Raw genomic sequence first — 20,751 nt, forward strand, 5'->3', positions numbered from 1 at the left:
GTTTCGCAGGCGACCGACGGGCTGATGGACTCACGCCATGACCACATTGTTGCCCCGCATCATGCGAGCACTTGAGCAGTTCCATGCCACCCATCCCTGGGACCACAACGCTCACTATCACCAGTGGATCCTGCGCCAGCTCCCCGGACGTTTCAACAGGGCTCTGGACGTCGGATCAGGAAGCGGTGACCTCGTCAGACTCCTGGCCTCACGGGCCGGAGCAGTGCACGGTATCGACATCGATCCCTCGATCGTCGATCGCGCGCGGGAGCTTACAGACCCCGCCGCCCCGGTGACCTTCACTGTCGGAGACGCACTGAATGAGATGCCGCCTGGCCCCTACGACGTCATCACATGTGTCGCCACCATCCACCACATGCCGTTCAGCGAGGCCCTCACCTGCTTGCGTCCGCACCTGGCGCCTGGCGGAACCCTGGTCGTCGTCGGCGTTTATCGCCCGCAGTCTCTGAGCGATTACCTGATCGACGCCGTGGCCATCCCGGCGAACGTCGCCATGGCCTGGATCAAAAACAAGGGCCGCAAGGCGCCACTACCAGCCTCAATGACCGCTCCGACCCGACCGGCGACTATGACCTTTGCAGACATCGTTCGCGACGCCCACCAGGCGCTACCCGGTGCACGGCTGCATCGACGACTGTTTTGGCGCTACGCGCTGGTCTGGCACCGGCACTAGGTGTGCTGTCCCGGGACGTTGGTGACACGCGTGCTGGTGCCCTGATGGTCTGCGTGAGGACGCCCGCGTGACACGATTCGATCACCGCGGCGGCGTAGTGGTGCCGGCGGGCGGCCCCCGAGGAACTGGCCGCCTTCGGCCTGCCCGACCACCCGCTCCTGGGCCGCTACCGGGCGCCGAGTGAGAAGCCCCTGCGCAGCGTGCTGTCACGCCTCGATCCCGCCGAGCTCGGCGCGGCCGGATTCGCCTGCCTGACATCCCTGTTTCCCGACGAGCGCGCGACTCCCGCGCCGCTGATGCCCGACGGCGGCCCCGAGCGCGAATAGCGCCGGGCCTACCAGGCTGCGCACAGGCCGATCTGGTGCGCCGCAGGCGCCGGGCGATCGCGGTGGACGGCAAGTGCCTCGCCGCCGGTCCCCCCTCCGATGCATCCGTAGATCACTTCAAATCATTGCCGGGAGAACTCGTGACCGTGAGCAAGAACATTAACAACCCCGTGGGCATGGGCGGCGGCCAGCGCGAGAAGCTGTCCCGGGCCGAACGGCAGAACGCTCGGCGGCGCGGCAGGCTCTCGGCCGATCCCGGGGAGGGCTGACCACCAAGGTCCACCTGGCCGTCGACGGACGAGGCCTGCCGCTGTCCATCGTCCTGACACCGGGCAACGTCAACGACTCCACGATGTTCGACGCAGTCCTGGACGCCATTTACGTTCCCCGGTCCGGGATGGGCAGGCCCCGACGCCGACCTGACCGGGTGCTGGCCGACAAGGCGTACTCCTCCCGGGCTATCCGGGCCGCGCTCAGGCATCGTGGCATCAAGGCCACTATCCCCGAACGCTCCGACCAGGTCGGCAACCGGCGTCGAAAGGGCAGAGCCGGCGGCCGCCGCCCCGCCTTCGACCAGGAGGCATACAAGCACCGAAATGTCGTGGAACGCTGCTTCAACCGGCTCAAACAGTTCCGGGCCGTCGCCACACGGTTCGACAAGCTCGCCACCCGCTACCAGGCGGGACTGCAGCTGGGTTCGCTCGTCTTGTGGCTACGCGATCTGGTGCCGTGACCACCGGGCGAACAGACTTCGCCGCCTGCGAGGTTGAGTCGTGAACGCCGTTTGCGGGACACCCAGCGCATCGAGCCGTGACATGAGCCGAATCTCTTGCTCTGATGTGACAGCGATCCACAGGGCTGTGCCCGTGTCGCTGGCGCTGAAGATCCCTCGACCGTGTCGCCACGCCTCGGCATGAATCGTGTAGGGAGCCAAGGCCAGAAGCACGTCGAACTGTGTGTCGTCGCGGACATCGACGTCAATCCCCATGCCAGGATCACCTTTCGCAGACCGGACGCCCTCGGCCACCTCGTTGGCGGCCATCGACAACACCTGCTCGTACGCGGGCGTCACTTCCCGTGGCCATGCGATATCGCTGTAGGCATCGACGTGAGCCGTCTCGATGCTGTCTCGCAGGACACGAAGCGCCTCACGGTGAACACGTACCACGTCTGCTGCCGCCAGGCCGTCTCGGAGGAACAGGTCTCGACGTGGTCCATCGGCTTCACTGGTCATGCGGCTCAGCCTTTCACGCGCCGATGTCGTCCGTTTGAAGGGCCTGACCTTTCGCGGCTGCGGCTGCCGTTGTGGCCACGCAGCTGACGACTTCGCTCGCCCACAGCTTGATCATTTATCAGACAGGGCCTAGGGGAGTTGGGGCGCTCGGTGATCGCACTGAAGATCCCGGAGATCTACTGGGACGACGAGAAGGCTGTGCGCCTGTTGGTCGAGTACTTCACCCGGCGACGCTCAAGCGGTGACCTGTTCTATTCCGGTGCGCACTTCGAGCGCCTGGGCGGGGGCGGGGATGCCGAGCACGTCGCGGACTTCTTCGAGAGCAACGACCTGGTGGCCATCACCACGCTCAGTGTCTCCCTCAAGCCGCACGGGGCGACGAACCTGCTGACCGACCCCGACGGGCACTGGGCGCGCCTACTGTCGCTCATCCCTCGTGACGCGCGCTTGGAGAATCCTGGAAGCGATGCGCTCGTGGAGGAGGGCGGACCTGCATGGGAGTTGTGGGAACGCCTGGCCGGCAGCAAGCAGTACCCCAGCAAGCCCGACGGTAGTGGCCCCGTTGTCGCAGGCAAATTGCTGGCCCGCAAGCGTCCGCACCTCATCCCCATCTACGACATCCGCATCAAGCAGCTGTTCGAGCGACCGAAGGCGGACCACTCTTTCTGGGCCACGCTGGCTGCGGCCCTGCGAGCGGACAACGGCGCCTTCCGCGATCAGTTGGTCTGTCTCCGCGACAAGGCGGGTATCGGTGAGGACATCGGCGTCCTGCGTGTGTTCGACGTCATCGCCTGGATGCATCAAGGCCGACAAGGTCAGGTCGCGACGAGCTGAGCTGTGAGGTGGATCGTGGAGGGGAGCGCATGGGAGGTCGCCGAGGCCGACAGTCCGAACCGCTGTCCTCGAATTTGAGGTGTTTCCGATGACGCATCACGTGGAGTGCGTTGCCATCCTTGAACCGGCCGCAAATGGCTCCTGACCTGCGGTTTTGCCCGTTCGTATTATGTGCGGTGTGGGCGTTGCGGGCGATATCTTGACGCTGAAATGACGCTCGTTACGCTCATTTGACGCTCGTTCTGATGGTGTGTCAGGCGGATCGCCGGGCAGGTTAGGTTCTGCGAGCTGGCGGGACATCAAGCCAGGCACTTGGCAGCTTCAGTCGGAGCCGTGGGCGGCAGACTGCAGGTTCAGCGGCGGGCCGTGGCGAGCAGGTCACTTCGCCGGTACTTCGGCCGCCCAGCACGCTTTGCTCCAGCCCGGCCGATAGGGTGGGCGGCCTGGAGCGAGGAGGAAGACGATGGCGCTGACCACGTCGCTGGCCGGCCGGGTCCGGAATACGAGCCTGCCCAAAAGCCATGCCCTTCTGCCGCTCCTAGAGGCCGTGGTCAACGGCATTCAGGCGATCGACGCCCGGTTCGGCGACGACATGGAGCCCGGTCGTCTGAGCATCAGGATCCGGCGCAGCCAGCAGGAAGCACTCGACTTCAGCCATGTCGGCCCAGGACGCGCGGCGTTGAAGCCCATAGTCGGCTTCAGCGTCGAGGACAACGGAGTGGGCTTCACTCCGGAGAACATGACATCGTTCGAGACGCTGGACAGCGACCACAAGGCCGACATGGGCTGCCGCGGTGTGGGGCGCCTGCTCTGGCTCAAGGCGTTCGACAGGGTCACGGTCCGCAGCGCCTACGAGGACGAAGCCGGATGCCTCAAGGGGCGGCAGTTCCGCTTCTCCGTCCAGGGAGAGGTTGAGCCGGACGGGGAAGCGGACACTCCAGCCGAGGTCGGCACGACCGTGAGCCTCGACGGGTTCAAAAGGCCCTTTCAGCAGAGCGCGCTGAAGACCGTCGAGGCCATTGCCCGTGAGGTATTCGAGCACTGCATCTGGTACTTCCTGCGTCCCGGCGGCGCGCCCGACATCACGGTGGCAGACGATGACGGGGCGGTCTCGCTCAATAGCCTCATGCACGACTTCGTGTACTCCGACATGCAAAGGACATCGATCGAGGTCAAGGGGGAGAGGTTTGAGATGGTGAGCCTCCGCCTGAAGTCCTCGCCGAGGAATCTCGCGCCACGGCTGTACTGGTGTGCTGCGAACCGTGTGGTGGTGGAGGAAAACCTCACCAGCAGGGTGCCAGGGCTCTACGGAAGGCTCAAAGACGCGGAGTCCTCCCCGTTTACGTACGTCTGCTACCTGTCCTCCGACTTCCTGGACAGCCACGTCCGCGCCGACCGTACGGCCTTCGACATCAGCGAACGTGTGCCGGGCACCCCACTGATCGAAGATGTGTCGATGGACGACATCCGGGAGAGCGTGCTCAAGGAGGTCGAAAGCATCCTCGCCGGGCCGCTCAGCGCAGCACGCGAGGAGGGCAAGGTCCGGGTCCACGAGTTCGTCAGCAACCGTGCTCCGAGATACCGGCCCGTCCTGTCGCGACTCGAGCAGCTCGGCGTATCCGTGGATCCGTCCATGAAGGACCAAGACCTCGAACTACTGCTGCACAGCAACCTCCAGAAGCTCGAAGCGTTCGCGCTGGCCGAGGGCCACGCCGTCCTGGGCGAAGCAGGCTCCGCCCAACCGGAGGGCTACGACGAACGGCTCGCCCGGTACTTGAACACAGTGACCGACATCAACCAGTCGGACCTGGCCGCCTACGTCTCGCGCCGACGAACGATCCTCGACGTACTCGCAAGGCAGATCAGGTCCGACGACCAGGGTAGGTATAGCAAGGAGGACGCGATCCACTCCCTGCTCATGCCGATGCGGACCGACTCGAACGAGATCGGCACCGATGCCTCCAACCTCTGGATCATCGACGAAAGGCTCGCGTTCCACGACTACCTCGCCTCTGACAAGACGCTCAAGAGCATGCCGATCACGGGTTCCAATTCGACGAGGGAGCCCGACCTGCTCGCGACTCGGCTCGTCGGCTCGCCGGTGCTGGCCGCGGAAGGGGGAACGCTCCCGCTGCCGTCCATCGTCGTGATCGAGGTCAAACGGCCGATGCGCAATGACGCCTCGGAAGACAAGGACCCGATCCAGCAGTGCCTGGAGTACGTGAAGCGTGTGCGCGCCGGCGGAGTGAAGACCGCGCTGGGGCGGCCGATCCCCCCGACGCGTGAGGCACCTGCCTTCTGCTATGTCCTCGCGGACCTCACGAAGACGATGGTGGACAGATGCGAATACGCGGGCCTGCGGCCCACCCATGACGGCATGGGTTATTTCGGTTTCAATGAGCCGTGCAAGGCATACATCGAAGTAGTGAGCTTCGACCGTCTCGTCAACGCCGCCACCGAACGCAACCGGGCGTTCTTCGACAAACTCGGTCTCCCCTCCAGCTGACTAATGAGTGGAGCTATTCCATCCGACCCCCGGAGGATCAGTAGGCGTCGATGCTCCGGCTGGCCTCAGAGAGCTCGGAAGGGGCCGCTCGTGCAGAGTCGCCCCGTGCCCATCCGTCGGCACAGGACTACTGTGCTGCCCCGCGCAGATGTCTGGCCAGCGTGGTCACCGCGATCAGGGGAGGCGTGGTGGACAGGATGCAGGTGGACAGGTGACACATGAGGGGCTTGCAGGGTCCCTCACTCATTCTAGACGTCTGCTGTCCCGGAGGTGGGGCAGCCCTTCGCCGGTACTCTTCCCGGAGAATCCGGCACCTGACGTAGGGGGAGGGCGATGAGGGTGAAAGACGACAAGGCGTACGGGGTTCGCTGGTGACCGGTACCGGGCAGCAACCGGCAGACCTCCACTTCCCCGCTCTGGTCAACGGCCTCGACTTCCTGGTGAGTGCCGTCGGCTCACTGTCCGGTGACGACGGGCAGCCGGGACCGCGCGATATGAAGTACGCGGTCCTGCACCTCCAGGCTGCGGCTGAGACGCTGCTGAAGGCCCGGCTGGAGATGCACGATCCGGCGCTGGTGTGGACAAAGGTGGAGCTGTTCGACCAGCGCAAGCACGAGGCCGGTGACTTCAAAAGCTGCGGCGTCAAAACAGCGATCGAACGTCTGCGTGACACTGTGCGGATCGAGAGCACGATCGATCCGGAGGACGCTGGCCTCAGGGCCCTGGGCAGCCTCCGCAACCGGATCATGCACTTCGGGTTGAAGGACACGGTCCTCGCCGTACAGGCGCGCACCGTTCCCGTACTCGATTTGCTGGTCGGCTTCATCAACACCGACATCCTGCCCCAGGTCCACGAGACCGATGAGGCATGGTCGGTTGAGCAGCACATGGAGCAGGTACGCGACGGTTTCAAGCACCTCACGGACTTCCTCGCCCTGCGCATGGAGACCCTGCGCAGTCGGTTGGACGGCTATGAGAGCTCGACGGCCTCGTGCCGCTCCTGCGGTCAGTTCACCGTCGTACTCGACGCAGGAGCCCAGGATCTCGCCTGCCTCCTGTGCGCGAGGCAGTACGGCACCGGCGAGTATGCCGCGTGGGAGTTCATCGGCTCCAGCAAGCACGTCAGCATCACCGACGGAGGCGGCGACCTCAACGGCTGTAGCAGCTGCGGCGCCTACTCCGTGATCAGCACTCCGTTGGCCAGCTCGCCCGGAGAGGATTCCTGGATTTGCTTCGACTGTGGGTCCACATACGAAGGCGTCTGCACCTTCTGTGACCAGGCCGCCGAACTCGTCCCCGACATGGACATGTGTGGCGACTGCTACGAGATCCGCCTGGCCAACTTCTGACGGTGTAGTCGGAGGTCAGGGTACGGCGATCCGATTGACCCGATCCGGGAATCGGCCAGGGGTGCGTCTTACACCACCGGTGCTCGCGACCAAGGACCTAGTGATGACCCACGACCGGATCCGGGCTGGGCACACCCTCCTCCTTCATGCGCACTCTATGTGCTTAGTTCAACTACAGCCCGTACCTGTAAGGTTGAGATTCAGGCGCCCTGCCGACCGCCTCGCCCCATGGGGGAGCGGCGGCCGTCTTCGTGCTGTTCGCCGTCCTGGTTCACCTGCTGACCTGCGCCCACGGCCATCTTCCGGCCGGCAGGCAACACCGACAGCATCGCATTGGCTGCCGGCCCTTCGTGTGCTCAGCCGCCGGCGCGGCCCCGGAGGCATGCCGCAGGCCGGCGGGGAAGAGGTGCGGGATGCCTTGTGTAGCAGGTGCTTAGAAGGCGCCTGGCGCATCTCGTCGGCAGGTGCTTTGACCTGCCACGTTCTTCCTTGCTGACACGCTGTCAGGGGTTTTGTGGGACGTATGTGGGACGAGGGCCCCTCTGGGACGGATGGGATGCAGGGGTACCCGACTGTGCCAGGTGGTCACCGTCTCACATCTCCTCACCTGTTCGGTGCGCCCACGCGGAAATAGATCTACGCCTCTCCTGCGTTCTCGATCTTCGAGCCGAGGAGGGGAAGGTGCCGGGCCTGAAGCTGTTTCACACGACGAATGGCGGCGTGACGGAGGTCATGCCGCGTCTTGCCGAGGTCGAGGCGGATGTGCAGGGCCTCGTCGAGGCGCACATGGAGACGATGCTGGGGGTGCGGTTCCTGGCGAGCGAGTACGTCATCGACTGCGCTGACGGTGGCCGGATCGATTCGCTGGGGCTCGATGAGAACGGGGCGCCGGTGGTCGTGGAGTTCAAGCGCGGCACCGCAGCCGGCGTGATCAATCAGGGCTTGTATTACATGGCGTGGCTGATGGCGCACAAGGACGCCTTCCGGTACCTGGTACGCGACCGACTCGGGGTATCGGCCGCGTCCCAGGTGCTGTGGAGCGCACCTCGGCTGATCTGTGTCGCCGGCGATTTCACACGCTACGACGGGCACGCCGTACGCGAGCACAGGCGCAGCATCGACCTGGTCCGCTACCGGTTCTTCGGCAAGGACCTGATTGGACTTGAGACCGTGGCTTCCGTCACCGGGCGGACGCCGGCCGCGCGGCGGGCTCGCCGCAGCGCGGCCGGGCTGCCGCCCGCTCGAGAGCAGGACGGTTCGCTGGCGGAGCTGGCGGAGGCGGTTGATGAGGTGCTGCTCGGCCTCGGGGACGGCGTCAGCCGGGTGCAGCGGAAGCAGTACCGGGCGTATCAGCGCCTGCGGAACTTCGCCTGCGTTTGCCCGCCGCAGAAGACCAAGCTCCTCGTCTATCTGAAGGCCGACCCGAAGGAGGTCGACCTCATACCTGGCTTCACTCGGGATGTGACGGGGCTGGGCCACCACGGCACGGGCGACCTGGAGGTGCAGTTGCGCTCCGAGCGGGACATGGAGCGGGCCGTGGACCTCTTCCGCGCCAGTTACGCGGCGGCGTAGCCGTCCGGTGTGTTTGTGACGTGAAGGCGTACGGGGTTGGGCTCCTTTGGATGTCGTGGTGGTCGTGCCTTCCGACGTACGGGCAGGTAATGGCGGTGGACCATCAATGATGGGCGGGATCGCCGGTTTGACCAACCGGCGATCCCGCGCTATGTTGCCCCGCTTTGAATCAGGCTGCGTTCACATGCCCGAGCCGTCATCAGCTCGCCGTAATCGTTAGCGGTGCTTCGGGTGCCGGGCGGCCTGCGATGCTAGCCCGCATCCTCCCTGAGCCATCGGGGGGGGAAGGGAGGAGACCGAAGCCGTCACTGACCCCGCCGACTGATGCGAGTCAGTCGACGGTGCGCCGGCTAGGTCGTACTCGTCGTGCGGGCCCCAGCCGATGTGTCGGGGCAGGGCCAAGCGCCCGGAGGCAGGTCCCGGCCGAACTCGTCGAGTGACGCCGGGACGGAGTGCTCATCGTGCGCGCCTACTCGTGGATGCCCGGCTCTCGCACTGACATCGGTCCGGTTCGAAGGCAAGTCCGGGCGCGACCAGTTCGTCGGCCACCGCTTCAGCGGGGGTGCCCGACGCGCGAACCCGTTGGAGTCCAGGGCCGCGGGCGTGGCACGACTTCAGGTGTCGTCCCGAGGGAACTTGTGATCCCTGCCGCAGCGCATTGTGATGTACCCGCTCGTCTTGTCGAACTTGTGGAACAGGAACAGCTCCCGTGCGTCGCAGTCCTCGCAGACCTCGGCCCGTGCCACGGGCCACAACGGCAACGGTCGCGGGGATGAGGGGCCCTCCACGTAGATGCGGTCTGGGTCGAGGGTGTCGGGGAACGAGCGCTCGAAAGGCTCCCAGTCAGGATGGCTTCCTTGGAGACGTCGCCCGATCAGGGTGAATCCGCCGTTCCCGGCGTACGCACAGGTGTCGACCAGTTCCCAGCGGAGGGCGGACAGCCAGCCCACCGATTCCAGGGCCGCCACGACCAGCGGCTGAAGCGTCTCGACCTCCCGCTCCAGCTTGTGTTCCGGCTGCACCCTGCTCGCGTGGCTGGAGTCGTTCCGCATCCCGCGCAGTTCGCGCAGCGTTCCGAGCACCCCACCAGGGTCCAGGGAGCCCTCCAGCTCCGGAAGTTCGGGGATAGGCCCGGCCTTGACCAGGGCTTCGATCTGTTTCTCCCATGTCCCGAAGGTCGCACCGCCCTGCGAGAGGGATCTGTTTCTACGAAGGGTGTCAACGTAGCCCTGGTCACGGTGTATCTGGACCGCGACGGCAAGCACCCCGACACAGCGCGCCACGCCTTCCGCGAGTTTCAGGAGAGCATCCTTGCGATGGGCCGACGTCGTGGCGATGCGGTACTGCCGGGCCAGCGCCGCGACGTGGTACGGGTAGGTCCACTCGGCCCGTCGGACCGGGTCCCCGAGCGGTTGGACAAGTTCTTCGATGATGCGCGCCTCGTATGCGGATGCCTTGGCGACACGGCGCATCTCGTCGAGACCAGCCTGCATACCTTGGAACACGTTCGGCAGGATTCTTGAGGTCGTGACGGCGAGCGCCGCTCTGCCGTGGTCGAGGTCGTCCAGATGCGCGTTGAACTCAGGGTCCTTGATCAGCTCGACAGGCACGGGCGAGTTCATGGACACGCGCGAGTAAGGGCCGTCCTCTTCGCTCGCCCGAGTCCGCATCCACTCGCACAAGGCTCGGCCGTTGTTGCCGATAGGACGCAGCACGGTCAGACCGGTCACGGCGTCCCCGAACTCCGCAGGCAACACACGCCAGTTGCCCGCGAGTCCCACCACGTCACCGCCGGTACAGATGGCCACAGCCTGCCCTGGCCGGGCAGACTCCGAGAGTTCCGCCGCGGTCGCCACCGTCTGGAGGTCTCGGCCGCTCAGCAGAGGCAGGCCCGTGGGCCGCCTACCGGGTGAGCCGGTTCCCACGCGCCGTGCCACCGTGGACAGTGGACCGAAGCCCGTACCGGGCACGCCGAACAGGAAGGGGGCCTGGGGCAACGCGTAGCCGGTCTCGACGCCGATCTGATCGCGCAACAGGTTCGGGTACTCGGGCGCGATCTCCTGCTCGATGAACTCGTCCACATCCTGTCCCAGAGGCACCCGCACCTTGTGCCGCAGCTCGGGATCCGGTAGCGGACGCCCCCGCGTGTCCTTCTGGAGCTCCCCCTCCGGGGCCGATACGGCCACCGCCTGTCGTACCCGGCGCGACAATGAACGCGGGAGCTCCGCCGACAGACCTGCGTTCTTCAGGGCCATGGAGAAGGCGCCCTCGAACGCGTTCCAGGTGGGCCAGTTCTGCCCGTTCAACGCACGAAGTGCTCCCACCAGGGCATCCGTTCCGTCGAAGGATGCACGTGTCGGCCAGGATTCGGCATCGCTGACGGTGTCGTCGCTCACTGCGAAGTACTGCCGCAGCTGCTGCTCGACCGTGACCTCCTGATAGCCAAGGTCATCGACGTCGAGGAGCAACGCCCCGTCCTCACCATCGGCTTCTTGCCGCTCCCCCAAGTTGCCCCCGTATGCGGCCTCGTAGTGCTCGCCGAGGCGGGCGATGTGCTGGTCCGTCAGATAGTGCCGCTTACTCGCCAGCGTCCCGCGCAGGGTCGCGAAGTGGCCCCGGGCATCCAACGCGATGACTTTGCCCCGCAGCCCGGGCGGCTTGCGGTTGGACAGCAGCCACAGAGACGCGGAGAGACCGGTGTTGACGAACAGATGCGTGGGCAGGGCGACCACACCCTCCAACAGGTCGTTCTGCAAAAGCCACTGCCGGAGCTTCGCCTCGTCCGATCCGGTACCGCCCCGGTTCAGCGTCATGGCAGGGAGCAGGATGGCTGCCCGGCCGCCACCTTCGGCCGGAGGCCGCATACGGGCGACCATGTGCTGCACGAAGAGCCAGGAACCGTCACTGATACGCGGCAGCCCCGCCCCGAAGCGGCCGTCGTAGCCCAACTCCTCAGCTTCGCGCTTCACTTCGCTGTGTGTCCGTCGCCACTCCACCCCCCACGGAGGGTTCGACAGCAGATAGTCGAACGTCTCGCCTCGGTGCCTGTCGTCGCTGAGGACGTTCCCATAGCAGATGCCCGCCGCATCCGTGCCGCTCATGATGCGTTCGGAGCGGGCGATCGCATAACTCTCTGGGTTGATCTCCTGGCCGAAGACCCTCACCTCGGGGGGACTGTCCAGGCCGCGCAGGTAGTCCTCGACGGCGGTGAACATGCCCCCGGTGCCGCAGCACGGATCATGGACGGCGATGGGCCGGCCCGTCCGGTCAAGCGTCGCCGCGTCTGGGCCGAGCAGCAGTCTGGCGGCCAGCGTGGCCACGTCGCGGGGGCTCGCGTGCTCGCCCGATCGCTCCGGCGCCGCCTCGACGAGACGCCAGACCAGTTCTTCGTACGCCGACCCCATCTCCTGGTCGGAGACGGCATCAGGACTCAGATCGAGCTCTGCGAACCCGGACACAACGCCACGCAGCACACGCGCGCTCGCCAGCCTCTGTACCTCAGCGGCGAATTGAAACGCGTCCAGTACTTCCACGACCTCGGCGGAGAAAACTCGCGCAAAGCCCTCCAGTGCGTCGGCGAGCAGCTTCTCGGCATCCGGTGACGCCTCGGCAACCGCCGTGAGCAATCCGCCGAGGCTGTCCCGAGTGTCCGTAGCTCCGGCTGTCTCGTCCAGTCCGGCCTGCGCCGAGTCCGAGCTTGCGGCCGCGACGCCGCCTTCCCCCTCCGTGGCCGTCACCTTCAGCCCCAGGCCCACCTCATGCCGGCGCAGGCAGTCCATCCGGCGCAGAAAGGTGAATGGGAGTATCACGTTGCGGTACTGATGGGCCGGCATGCTGCTCCGCAGTAGATCCGCTACAGCCCAGCAGGCATCCACCAGCGCTCGGCCTTCGACCCCAGCCACTTACCCTCCCAGGCCCGGCGGCCACCCACCAGCCGGGCGCGGGTCATCATCTCACCCCGTGACAAACGTGATGATGATTGGTGCGCCAAGGGGCCCAGCGAGTAGACGCGCAACCTCGGGGTCGTCCAGGCGGGCGCCCCCATCCTCGGTGAGCTGGCACGTCCCTTCGACCTTCCCGCCGAGCGGGATGGAGCGGAACGTGTTGTGGACAAACTCTTCGCGTTCATAGAGTGCATCGCCCAGGTGCACACCTTCACCAAGGGCTGGGGATCGCCGCGCCTCAGATCGGCATTACCCGTGCTGCTGCTGTCGTTCAGCCTGCCGAGTTCGGCGCTGGCCCCATCGTCGTCCTCAACCCTCGTGTCACGGATGTGTCGGAGGAGAGCGATGAGCAGTACGAAGGGTACCTGTCCTTCTTCAACGTGCGAGGGAAGGTGTCTCGCCCTCTGAGAATGACCGTGGAGACCACATCCCTCAACGGTGCCACGGTAACCAACGTCTACCAGCGCGGCCTGGACCGCCTCGTCAAGCACGAGATTGACCACCTCGACGGCCTGCTGTACACGGATCGTATGCAGTCAGGGGTTCTGCCTATCCGCGTTGAGGAGTACCGGCAGACCGGCCGGGCATGGGCGTACGACTCCTGACCCGGAGCTCCCAGTGACGATGGAGGACGTGCGCGGGGAGGACCCTCAATGACGTGGGACGATCTGTGTGTCCGCTGTCCGCGACGTGGATGCATGGCCGCTGCGGTACGTACGGTGACGACAACGGCCCGCCGAAGAATCCGCCATTGCTACCTGGGCGGCTTTCGGCGGAATCTACCTGGGTGCGGTGACGCGTAGCCGGATGGCCTCATACCCATCCGGCTAGCGCGTGTGACCTGACCAGTCAGCAGCGGCATGGGCTGGCCGATCAGACGATGTATTCCTCCATCAGCTCGGCGAGGTGGACGATGGCGGGCCACGTGGTGGCGATGTCGGTGTGGGCGTGGAGGCGTCGTTGGGCCTGGACGTACATGGCCCAGTCGGCCGGGTTGTCGCCGTCTTGGAGGAAGGCGGGCACGATCTCCAGGGAGGTGGGGTTGGAGCAGGTCCAGGTCCGGTTGGCGGTCTGGGCCGGGTCGAACTTGGTGAGCGTGAGAGGGGTCTGGTTCTGATCGGGGCGCGGGTTGATGCCCCAGAAGGCGCGTTCCCCGACTTCGACCAGGCCGGAGAATCGTCCGTGACGCATGGCGGGGATCAGTTCGTCGGTGTCGTCGCCGGCGCTGACCATTTCCTGGGTGACACCGAAAGCCCTGGGCACCGCAGAGCGATCGCTGCGCTCGCGTAGCCGGATGATGCGCAGGCCAGGTTGGTCGCCGGGCTTACGGCGGTCTGGGTCCGCGTTGGGGGCCGTGAGGTCGATGCCCGGCAGCACGAGCTGGTCGAAGGTAATGCGGCTGTCCTGGAGCCAGGGCCAGATGTCCTTGTCGCTCGTCCGGGCGCGGCGTACGAGCAGCAGGCGATTGGCGGTGGAGTCGAGCGACAGGGCGTTGGTGAGGAATTCGGCGAGGGCCGCGCGTGCGGTACGGGGCACGCGTCCGCGGCCGGCCACGAGGGCTTCCGGTAGGGCGGTCAACGGCATGGGGCGCTCGGTGGGGCTGCCCGTCGTCGTCATGAGTTGTGCCGTGGGTTCCTCGTGGGTGTGCTGACGGATCAGCATGGGCACGAGCATCCGCTCGCCTGCGGGGGCGAGCCAGACGGTGATCAGCTCGAAGGGGCCTTCGATGCCGGGTGGGGCGGGGAGTTTGGGCAGGTGTCCGGCCTGGCGGAGGGCGTCCCGGAGGGCGGAAGTGGCGCGCTCGATGTCGGTGGTCGCGAAGTCGGTGCCGGGGAAACGCTTGGCGAGGGCTGCTTTGCTGGGATTGGGGTTGGCCGGCGGGATGGGGCGCAGGCCCTGGACGTTGCGGCGCAGGCTCGGGAGGACTTTCTTGAAGAGAGTTTTGGGGTCGCGCTGGTGTGTGCGGGAGAAGTAGGCCGCGCCTTCCATCTCCACGATGCAGGCGATGGGGTGGGCGAGGCGGGGGAATGCACGGGTGATTCGCGCCGTGCGTTCGACCTCACTGGCTTCGTAGGCGGCCCGCCGGGCTGCCGGGTCTGACTCGGTGGAGCGTGGCAGACCGGCGGTCAAGTCTTGCGGGTCGTGGCGGTGGAGGGTGAGGTTGATCGGTCCGGTGAAGCTGGCGCACGCCGCTGTTGAGGTGGCGGGAGTCAGGCCGAGTTTGTCGGCGGCGGCTGTCTGTAGACCTTGCCAGGTGCGGTCGGAAGAGGCCCAGACTTCGAGTTCGTACGTGGGGGAGTCGGGCAGATGCATCGGCAGGCGTGTCTTCGACCGGGTCCGTGCCTTGGGGCTGGGCGTCAGGGGGACCAGCCCCTTGTCCTCCAGTTGTCGGGCGACCTGAGTGAGGACCTCCATATGGTCGCGGGGCTGGTAGCCGTGGCCGACGGGGTGGTCGTGGGTGGCACGAGCCGGCGGGGCGCCGTCCTGGTTCGGATGGCGGTAGGTCATGCCGGTGCTGTGGACGATGTGCGCGGCGAAGGGCTGAGCCGCCGCGTTGCCCGGGGCGGCGCGCAGTTCGTCGAGGCTGGGCGGCTCGTGGTGGGTGAGGCGGGCGAGGATGCTGGCGACGCCCGGCTGCCAGGTCCATGAGCTGTCCTGTCCGCGTCGGCGGATGATGACGGAGCTCTGCAGGAGCATGGGACGTTCGCGGCGGTGGATGAATCCCTCTTTGGCGGAGAGCAGGACGCTGGCGGTGGGGTCGCCGTTTCCGCGGCGGGGGATGTAGTCGAGCGCGTTCGTCGCGAAGCGGGTCATGCCCAGGTCGAGGTGGAGGTGGACTTCAGGGACCCCCGGCACGGTTTCCAGGTGGAGGGTGAGGACGTCCACGCTGGCTCCGGCCGCGCCGTCGTCATCGATGAGGGGCTCCGGCTGGCCGAGATGCAGGGCGCGGCGGCCGTCGGCCTGGGTCGGGCCGAGCCGCAGGTCACGGCGGTGGCCCAGGAGCTGAAGATCGGTGGTGGTGAGATGTTCGGCGACGAGGCTGGGCAGGAGGTCGAAGACGTGCGCGGGAGGGTTGGCGGTGCCGTTGAGATGAAGGCCGTGCTGGGCGAGGTCGAGGTCTTCGGGGATCCATTCGAACTGTCCGGCGCCTTCGAGACGGCCGTACCAGTCGGTGTCCGGCACCTGGGGCGCCACATGAGCGGAGGCCCATGCCGACAGCGCGATCAGCAGCAGATCCGGGTCGATCTCGGTCCGCGCGCGCAGCCAGGCCGGATGGCGAGGGTCCCAGTGCACGGAGGTGATCTCCGGGTCGATGAGGGTGATCAAGTCCCTCAGCGACCTGGTGGGCAGGCTGTCGGGTCCGTTGCGCTTTCGACGGCCGGGGCGGGCTTCCCAGGCGTCCTGCAGAAGGCTGAGCATCCCCGGTGGGCAGGTCGCTCGGTAGCCGGTGACGGGCCAGCTGGCCCCGGTAGCGAAGGTGAGCACGGTGGCCTGGGTGGCGCGGTAGGCGGGCATCAGCGGTGACCCCAGTCGATGTTGTCGAGGAGATGGGAGGCCAGGCCCCAGCAGGCGTGGGCGAGTTCATGGTCGAGGCGCTGTGCCGCGGTGGCGGTCGGGCCTGGATCGGTGAGCCAACCGTGCAGGAGTTGCTGGGCGGCGACGATCACGCTCGTGCGGGGAGTGTCGGCCGCGGTTTCGTCGAGCGTGGCGGTGCGGGGCGCGAAGGCAGCGTCGCAGAGGTACACCAGAACCGGTTCGTTGCCACGGATGCCGCGGCCGATTGTCTGGTGGAGCGGGACGAGGAAGTTGCCGACGAACGCCGCGTGTTCGACCGGGTCGGTCAGGCGGGAGAACAGGACCGGCTCTCCGACCCGCTGCTGCCAGCGGCGGCGTTCGCCGTGGCGGAGTTTGCGTGCGAGGTCGACGGGATCGACCGAGGGGTCGGCCAGCTCGATCGGGTCGCGGAGGCGGCGCATCGCCTCGCGGCTGAGCAGGGACAGCGGGAAGGTGGCATCGTCGGCGGGTGGGTGGATGCGGGCCAGGTAGAACACCGCGCCGAGGGCTGCGACGCGGCGGGCGTTGAGGATGTTGTGGCCGCGTTGGACGGCGCCTTCGGCAGCAACCAGGATGTCGGCGTCGGACGCGGCAAAGGTGGGCAGGCGGCGCCTCGGGATGCTGTGCCGGGTGGGCGGGTCGTCGTCGCGAATGACGTGCAGGGCCGTGTACGGGGTCTTGTGGTTGATGTAGTCGGCGACTGTCTGGGCATCGCGGGTGCTCTGCACGGTGAACAGGACCTGCTGACGGTCGTCGGCCAGCCGCAGACGGGCCTGCTGGAGCAGGGACTCGCGCGCACCGGGGGCCGGGTTGCAGATCCAGTCGGCGGCCGTGCGCAGCGCGTGGGCATGGCGAATGGGGTCGCCGCCGGTGCCCGAAGTGAAGACGGGACGGCCGTCGGGGTAGCGCGGCGGGCGGAAGAACATCTTGCTCTCCTTCAGCGCCGCCCTGGCCTTGGCCGGCTCCCGGAGTACCAGGTTCGGGGCGACGTCCAGGTGGAAGCGGGGCGAGGCGGGCATCCAGCTGGTGGCGGAGGCCAGGACGACATGCGGTCCCTTGATGCCCTCGGCTGTCAGGAGATCATGGAGGTGGTAGAGCAACCAGCGGCCGACCCCGCGCAGCCACAGGATGCTGAATGACCCGCTGTCACCACCGGGGTTGGGCTGCCATTGAAGTGCCATCAGGTTCCCGGCAGCCTGTTCGGGCACGAACGGCATCAGGTCACGTGGCGGCTGCCGGCTCCAGAAGTCCTCTCCGTCGCCGATCGGGGAGGAGCTGATGGCGTGCAGCCGTTGGGCGACTTCGAAGAAGGAGGTCGTGATTCGCGCGGCCCACACCCCGGCCTGCAGCAGTTGTGCGTACTCCGCCAGCGTGCCTCGGACCTTCGCCTCGTCGATGGCGGGCTGGTGTGTCGTGATCCATGCCTCTGCGGCCTCCTGGGCCGAGACACGAGTGTCGTGGGCTGCCGTCATCGCCTCGATCAGCTCGGCCCAGTTCGCCGCAGGAGCCTGGAACGGGGCGGAGAGCAGCGAGGCGAAGTGCTCTTCGAAGTAGTAGTCGGCGGCTTCTTCCTGTTCCGCCTTGTCCGTGAAGTCAGTCCGTTCACCAAGGCCGTGAAGGCTGCGGGTCAAGCGCCGCATGAGGCTGTAGCCGGTGAACGGTCCCTCGGCGATGACGTCGCGCAGTGCGTCCGCACCAGAGGCGATGACCAGCCGGTACAGCTCGGTCAGTGCCTGATCGTGCCGACGGAAATGTTTGTCGCCAGCCGTCACCTCCGGGTTCAGCAGATCGAGGAACCAGGAGTGCTCCAGCCGCTGCCCGATGCGGTCGCCTACCCGGTGACTCCAGCCCCTGCCGGGCTGGGAAAGGATTTCGTGCAGCAGGAACCGGTCGTCGAATTGCTGCTGCACGGTGTCGGCTTCGTCGACGAGCAGGACGGACAGGTGGTGCTGTGCCGCTTCGGCGACGCGGACCTCGATATGGGACTGAGGCATCCTCGTCGAGGCCAGGCCCGCCGCGGTCGTCACCCACACCTGTGCTTCGGCAACCTTGCGTGCCGCGGTATGCGAAGGACACTGGGACAGAAGCGGGCAGTCTCGACGCCCGCTCTCGCCGACGACGGTGAGACGGCCTGTGCAGGGCCGCTCCTCGCGGGGCAGCGGGGCCCGGTCGGTCCTGCTGGTCAGCCGCAGCTCCTCCAGGTAGCACTGGTCGTCGGCGAACGCCGCGGCAGGGTCCAGCCCACTGGGGAATGTCGTCTCGCCGTCGTGGAGCAGGGAGCGCCAGAACCGGTCCTTGTGGACGCCTTCCCGGGTGCGTCCGAAGATGGGCACGGCATCGATGTCCAGGGCCTGCAGGAAGCTGACTTTGGCGAACACGTCGCTGCCGGAGGCGAGGACGAACCCGACCTTGCCGCCGCGGCGGGCGACGATGAAGGCGATCAGGTCCAGCAGGGTGGACTTGCCGCTGTTCATCAGGCCGACCACGTGCCAGAGACGGTCAATGGTCATCCGCCACTGCTGATCGAGGAGACGACCTTCGGCGTGGTCGGCCAGCAAAGCTTCCATCTGCTCGAACCGTTTGACGAAGTCCCGGTTTTCGATCTCCGGATAGGCTTCCAGGATCTTGTCGATCTGTGCGGCAGCCCACTGGAAGTCATCCCGCGTGAGCGGAATGGGCTCCTGCACTCGGGAGGCCGCTGCGTGAAGCACAGCGGGCGCCGGCGCCGGGATGAGAGTCTCGGGGACGCGGACCTGTTCCCGCCTGCCGTCGGCCCGCTCGAAGGAACACACCGAACCCGGCGGCGCCGGCCGGTATGAGGAGGCCGTCTGATAGGGGGCGATTTTCTGCAGCGTCTGACGGTAGAGGTCATGACGGGCCGCTGCGTACGGGGTGGACCGGCGGGTGAACACGGTCGACAACTCCGGCTTGTGGCCAAGCATGTCGCAGGGTTCGAAGCCTCGCACCTGTACCGGCAGCTTCACGTACTGATCGAGCTTCTCCCTCATGGTCCCGGTCTTGGCAAGCGGGCCCATCACCTCCCGCAGGGTCCGCAGCTGCGGGCCCAGGTCCCCTTCCAGGCGCATGTATCCAGACAGGACCGGCCACAGCGCGCCGACGCCCTGGCCGGGCAGATGGTCGTCCAGGAACGACAGGCCCATCTCCAGCGCGCAGATCTCCCACGGCCTGAGGGGGCCGAGCAGGGGGCGCACGCTGTCGTCCGCCAGTTCCTTGACCAGTGGCTTGCTCCAGGCGCGGGTGTCCCTCATCGCGTTCCTCCTGCCTGACGCGCACGGACGGTGGCCTGCCGCAGGAACGTCTTCTCGTCGAGGACTTCGACGCCGGAAACGCGGCCCTGCAGTTCGCGCTGAAGGTCCGTGCGGTAGCCGGGAGTTCTGAGGCGGTGCATGGGAATGACGATGATGCGTCGCCGCGCCGGCACGCGTGGATCGCAGCGAAAGCCTCGGGCGAGTAGGGCTGGGCTTGAGCAGTCCTTGGCGTCGACGGCCCAGCGCTCCGCCTCTGCACCCGGTTTCTGGGCCTTGAACGTCAACGCTATATCCCACGCGTCCAGGCACGGCCAGTCCTCGACGTGCAGTGTGCCGTCGGTGAGTTCGCCCAGGTGGTCCAGCAGCCGTCCCTCCAGCAGTCCCGGGTCGTGGAAGAACTGGCGGGTTGCCCGGTGCTGGGTCCAATACGCGCCCAGACACGCCACCTCGTACCCCTCTGGCACTCCTGCACAGCCGGGAGCCCCACAGCCAACGGCCCCGTCGTCAACCGGATTCCGGCAGTCTGCACAGCGCCGCAGGCGAACTTTCCCGGGCGCCTGAACCGGGTGGTGGACGTAGGCGGTGCGGACGAACTTCGCCAGGAACGAGTCATGGTCGGAGTCCGCTGCCGGGAGTTCCCGCGCCAGCGCCTGGACCTCGCGGTCGCTGAGCACCGGATGGTCGATCAGCAGGCGCCGCAGCCGACAGTAGACCCGCTGGACAGCGTCGTCGTCCTTACCGTTCATCCGGGCACACAGCATCAGGGCGGCAAAGACCTGATTCTGAACGAGTTCCGCCTCGACGTCAGCGTGCTGGATCAGGTCTGCCGCCTGCTCGGCGAACTCAGACAGGGCATCACCTTCCAGCAGCACCGCTTCGAGATCGCCTTCGGTGAGGGACAGCGGTACAGGCCACGATCCCAGCGGGTGACGGCACCAGTCGAACAGTTCCAGGTCGTTGCCGGGCCCATCCAAACCCAGTGACTGCGCCTTCCACCACAAGCGGCCCCGTGCGTCACGCCAGGCACGCGGCAATGGCCCCGACTCGTCCGTGCCGCGGGCTTGAACGCAGGCCCGCTGTCGTTCGAGGCGGATTTTCGCTAAGGCGGCACACAGAAGCTCCAACAGCAGGTAGTCGTCCTGAGCGGTCCGTGGGTCTCTTTCTCCGCCGAGGCCGGCGTCCCGCGATGCAGGGACCGCAGCAGCCGTGCGGTGGTCATCTGGGGAGTCGCTGTCAACCGATTGTGGCTGCGTACGGCCGGAGGAGGACGCAGCGGCTTCCTGAGCAAAACTCATAGCCGACCGGTATACCGGACCCCACTGACAACGCACTTCTTCATGCGAACTGACACTCGATTACTCGATCGCGCATTCGATTGCTGTGCAGTCTCGCGAACTGGTCGTCAGAACTCCTCTTATGAAGCGCCGTCAGCAACTCATGAGCTTTCCATGGAGTCAGGTCCCGCTCC

General features: G+C 66.6%; 11 protein-coding genes and 3 pseudogenes. 9 read left to right on the forward strand and 5 right to left on the reverse strand.

Features of this window, described 5'->3' with window-relative positions:
- Positions 1 to 37 precede the first annotated feature (37 nt).
- The 4 genes and pseudogenes from EV284_RS01960 to EV284_RS01965 all read left to right on the forward strand — a co-directional run.
- On the forward strand, positions 38 to 694 hold the full coding sequence (locus EV284_RS01960; RefSeq protein WP_130329617.1) for a class I SAM-dependent methyltransferase: 657 nt from the start codon (positions 38 to 40) through the stop codon (positions 692 to 694).
- A gap of 44 nt (positions 695 to 738) precedes the next feature.
- Positions 739 to 1,106, forward strand: a pseudogene (locus EV284_RS33050) (ISAs1 family transposase); the annotation flags it as partial.
- A gap of 54 nt (positions 1,107 to 1,160) precedes the next feature.
- Positions 1,161 to 1,244, forward strand: a pseudogene (locus EV284_RS33055) (DUF6243 family protein); the annotation flags it as partial.
- Positions 1,244 to 1,753: pseudogene (locus tag EV284_RS01965) on the forward strand (IS5 family transposase); the annotation flags it as partial. The pseudogenes EV284_RS33055 and EV284_RS01965, both read left to right, overlap by 1 nt.
- On the opposite strand, the gene EV284_RS01970 reads toward EV284_RS01965, so the two are convergent.
- The gene (locus EV284_RS01970; protein ID WP_130329619.1) at positions 1,733 to 2,254 is read right to left on the reverse strand and encodes a hypothetical protein; all 522 of its coding nucleotides are present in this window, start codon (positions 2,252 to 2,254) and stop codon (positions 1,733 to 1,735) included. The pseudogene EV284_RS01965 and the gene EV284_RS01970 sit on opposite strands and share 21 nt — an antisense overlap.
- Before the next feature lie 150 nt (positions 2,255 to 2,404).
- On the opposite strand from EV284_RS01970, the gene EV284_RS01975 reads away from it, so the two are divergent.
- From EV284_RS01975 to EV284_RS01990, 4 genes are all read left to right on the forward strand, one after another.
- Entirely contained in the window at positions 2,405 to 3,088 is a 684-nt protein-coding gene (locus EV284_RS01975; protein WP_242625511.1) for a DUF6308 family protein, read from the forward strand.
- A 463-nt stretch (positions 3,089 to 3,551) separates the two neighbouring features.
- Positions 3,552 to 5,594 carry an ATP-binding protein gene (locus EV284_RS01980; RefSeq protein ID WP_130329623.1) on the forward strand — a complete coding sequence of 681 codons (2,043 nt, stop codon included), beginning with the start codon at positions 3,552 to 3,554 and terminating at the stop codon, positions 5,592 to 5,594.
- Between the two features lie 371 nt (positions 5,595 to 5,965).
- The gene (locus EV284_RS01985) at positions 5,966 to 6,943 is read left to right on the forward strand and encodes a hypothetical protein (RefSeq protein ID WP_130329625.1); all 978 of its coding nucleotides are present in this window, start codon (positions 5,966 to 5,968) and stop codon (positions 6,941 to 6,943) included.
- Between the two features lie 681 nt (positions 6,944 to 7,624).
- Positions 7,625 to 8,515, forward strand: a complete 891-nt coding sequence (locus EV284_RS01990) for a DUF5655 domain-containing protein (protein ID WP_130329627.1) — start codon at positions 7,625 to 7,627, stop codon at positions 8,513 to 8,515.
- A gap of 614 nt (positions 8,516 to 9,129) precedes the next feature.
- Here EV284_RS01990 and EV284_RS01995 read toward each other — a convergent pair.
- Positions 9,130 to 12,417 carry a class I SAM-dependent DNA methyltransferase gene (locus EV284_RS01995; protein WP_130329629.1) on the reverse strand — a complete coding sequence of 1,096 codons (3,288 nt, stop codon included), beginning with the start codon at positions 12,415 to 12,417 and terminating at the stop codon, positions 9,130 to 9,132.
- Between the two features lie 230 nt (positions 12,418 to 12,647).
- Between EV284_RS01995 and EV284_RS02000 the strand changes: the two genes are divergently transcribed.
- Positions 12,648 to 13,064 carry a peptide deformylase gene (locus tag EV284_RS02000; RefSeq protein ID WP_242625513.1) on the forward strand — a complete coding sequence of 139 codons (417 nt, stop codon included), beginning with the start codon at positions 12,648 to 12,650 and terminating at the stop codon, positions 13,062 to 13,064.
- 268 nt (positions 13,065 to 13,332) lie between these two features.
- On the opposite strand, the gene EV284_RS02005 is transcribed toward EV284_RS02000, so the two are convergent.
- Genes EV284_RS02005 through EV284_RS02015 form a run of 3 tightly spaced genes read right to left on the reverse strand, consistent with a single transcriptional unit; the run spans position 13,333 to position 20,578 of the window.
- The gene (locus EV284_RS02005) at positions 13,333 to 15,975 is read right to left on the reverse strand and encodes a DUF3962 domain-containing protein (RefSeq protein WP_130329631.1); all 2,643 of its coding nucleotides are present in this window, start codon (positions 15,973 to 15,975) and stop codon (positions 13,333 to 13,335) included.
- Positions 15,975 to 19,283, reverse strand: coding sequence for a hypothetical protein (locus EV284_RS02010; protein WP_130329633.1), 3,309 nt, complete (start codon positions 19,281 to 19,283; stop codon positions 15,975 to 15,977). Before EV284_RS02010 ends, EV284_RS02005 begins: the two co-directional genes overlap by 1 nt.
- Positions 19,280 to 20,578 carry a hypothetical protein gene (locus EV284_RS02015; RefSeq protein ID WP_278045802.1) on the reverse strand — a complete coding sequence of 433 codons (1,299 nt, stop codon included), beginning with the start codon at positions 20,576 to 20,578 and terminating at the stop codon, positions 19,280 to 19,282. The genes EV284_RS02010 and EV284_RS02015 overlap by 4 nt, the downstream gene beginning before the upstream one ends.
- Positions 20,579 to 20,751: the final 173 nt, after the last annotated feature.

It is taken from the genome of Streptomyces sp. BK022 (genome assembly GCF_004217355.1).
Taxonomy (GTDB): domain Bacteria; phylum Actinomycetota; class Actinomycetes; order Streptomycetales; family Streptomycetaceae; genus Streptomyces; species Streptomyces griseoluteus.